We start from the raw sequence: 2503 nt of genomic DNA, 5'->3' as shown, positions 1-2503 counted from the left end.
GGCTCGTCGCTGTCGCTGTCGCCGTCGCCGGTGCCGGTGCCGGTGCCGGTGCCGGTGGCGGTGGCGGTGGCGGTGGCGGTGGCGGTGGCGCTGGTGGCGTCGGTGGCCAGCTCGGGCTCGTCGAAGGTCGGCGCGGTCGCGCTCCGGTCGGCCGGCTCGCTCGGGTCGATCGCATCGGCCGGCTCTCCGGCGGGTGTGACATCCGACACGTCGCTTGGAAGCGGCTGGTCTGGAAGCGGCTCGCCCTGGCTCGGCTCGTCTGAGAAAGTCTCGGCGGAGAACTCACCGGAGCGCTCGCCGGCGACGAGGCCGCCGCCCGCGTCCGGTGCCGCCGAACCGTCCCCGGTCGGCGCCGGCATGATCGACTCGTCCTCGTCCGGGGCGCCCATGGTCGATTCGCCCTCGGCAGGCACCGAAACCGGACCGGCGGGCGGGTGGTCCCGGTCCGGCTCGTGCGGGGCAGCCTGGTTCGTCATGCTCCGATCTTCGCTTCTCTACGGATGGCTGACCTCCGGTGCGGACCCTGATCGGACCCTGAGAATCTGCTCGGGGACGTCCCCCGTGGCCAGCGGACCTCTGAACGTGTGACGATCGGAGCAGTCAATCGAGGGGAATGTTGGTGGTCACCGTCCGTCGCCTGTACCGGGACCCCGGTCACCGGGTCGTCGCGGGTGTGGCATCCGGCATCGCGACCCATCTCGGGCTGCCCACGCTCGCCGTACGCATCGCGTTCATCGTCCTGCTGCCGGTCAACGGGCTGGGTGCGCTGCTGTACGCCGCGTTCTGGGCGGTCCTGCCGGTGGCGCCCGGTCCTCTCGGGTCCCGGCCGACCGGTCGGGACCGGCGGCTGATCGTGCCGTTCCTCGCCCTGGGCGTGGGCATCGTGCTGGTCTCCCAGCTGTCCGGGTTCGGCGGCGGGGCCGCCGGCGCGCTGGGCTGGTTGATCGCCATGATCGCGGTCGGTGCGGGGTTGATCTGGCACCTGGCCGACCCGAACCGGCGCCGGCAGTGGCGCGACGCCGTACCGCAGGCGCCCTGGCTGGGGGTCGTGGTCGACGAGGGCGACCGGCGCAGCTACCTGCTCCGGCTGGTCGGCGGCGGCCTGCTGATCGTCACCGGGCTCATCGGCACCCTGTACGTCTTCCGGGTCTTCGACTCGACCAGCTTCGGCGAGTTGCTGTACGGCCTGATCTTCGCGGTGGTCGCGCTCGCCGGGGTGGCCGTGGTGATCGGCCCCCTGCTGTGGCGGATGTTCTCCCAGCTGCGCGCGGAGCGCGAGGGCCGCATCCGCGAGCAGGAGCGCGCCGAGCTGGCCGCGATGGTGCACGACCAGGTCCTGCACACGCTGGCCCTGATCCAGCGCAACTCCGGCGACTCCAAAGCCGTCCTCCGGTTGGCCCGCGGTCAGGAGCGCACCCTGCGCAACTGGCTCTACAAGCCGGTCGCGGCGCCCTGCGAGGTGCTGTCCGCGGCGCTGGAGGAGGCGGCGGCCGAGGTCGAGGACACCTACGCGATCGCGGTGGAGTCGGTGGTGGTCGGCGATCACAGCGTGGACGACCGGGTCGGCCCGCTGGTCGCCGCCGCCCGGGAGGCGATGGTCAACGCGGCGAAGCACGCCAAGGTACAGAGCATCTCGCTGTACGCCGAGGTCGAGCAGGAGACGATCGCGGTCTTCGTACGGGACCGTGGAGTGGGCTTCGATCTGTCCACAGTGGAAAATGATCGGCACGGCGTACGGGGATCGATCATCGGCCGCATGGAGCGGCACGGCGGCAGGGCGGAGATCCGCAGCCAGCCGGGAGACGGCACCGAGGTCAGGCTCTTCATGCCGATCCCGGAGCGGAAGGACAGAGATGGAAACAGGAATGGATGAGCGGCTCCGGGTCTTCCTCGTCGACGATCACGCGATGTTCCGGGCCGGCGTACGGGCGGAGCTGGGCGCGTACGTCGACGTGATCGGCGAGGCGAGCACGGTGAGCCAGGCGACCAGCGCGATCGGCGCCTCGAATCCGGACGTCGTCCTGCTCGACGTGCACATGCCCGATGGCGGTGGGCGGGCGGTGCTCGACGCGGTCCGGCGCAGCCACCCGCAGATCAAGTTCCTCGCGCTGTCCGTGTCGGACGCCGCCGAGGACGTGATCGGGCTCATCCGCGCCGGTGCGCGCGGCTACGTCACCAAGACCATCTCACCGGAGGACCTGGCCGCGGCGATCCGCCGGGTGGCCGAGGGCGACGCCGTGTTCAGCCCGCGGCTCGCCGGGTTCGTGCTGGACGCGTTCGCTGCCCGGCCGGACGTCCCGGTCGCGGATCCGGAGCTGGACCAGCTGACCAACCGGGAGCGCGAGGTCCTGCGACTGCTGGCACGCGGGTACGCGTACAAGGAGATCGCCAAGGAGCTGTACATCTCCATCAAGACCGTGGAGACCCACGTCTCCAACGTGCTCCGCAAGCTCCAGATGTCCAACCGGTACGAGTTGTCGCGGTGGGCCGCCGACCGGCGTCT

At 71.2% G+C, this 2503-nt stretch carries 2 protein-coding genes and 1 pseudogene; 2 read left to right on the top strand and 1 reads right to left on the bottom strand.

Annotated elements, in window-relative coordinates; translation table 11 throughout:
* Window positions 1-476 (bottom strand): annotated as a pseudogene (locus Raf01_RS01600) (hypothetical protein); the annotation flags it as partial.
* A gap of 137 nt (window positions 477-613) precedes the next feature.
* Between Raf01_RS01600 and Raf01_RS01595 the strand changes: the two are divergent.
* On the top strand, window positions 614-1873 hold the full coding sequence (locus Raf01_RS01595) for an ATP-binding protein (protein WP_203915877.1): 1260 nt from the start codon (window positions 614-616) through the stop codon (window positions 1871-1873).
* Window positions 1866-2503 (top strand): response regulator (locus Raf01_RS01590; protein WP_239133292.1); only part of this gene is annotated, 638 nt, incomplete at its 3' end. The genes Raf01_RS01595 and Raf01_RS01590, both read left to right, overlap by 8 nt.

The organism is Rugosimonospora africana (assembly GCF_016862975.1).
GTDB classification, from domain to species: Bacteria; Actinomycetota; Actinomycetes; order Mycobacteriales; family Micromonosporaceae; genus Rugosimonospora; species Rugosimonospora africana.
Note: the sequence above shows the minus strand (reverse complement) of the source record. Positions and strands in the feature narration are given on the sequence as shown.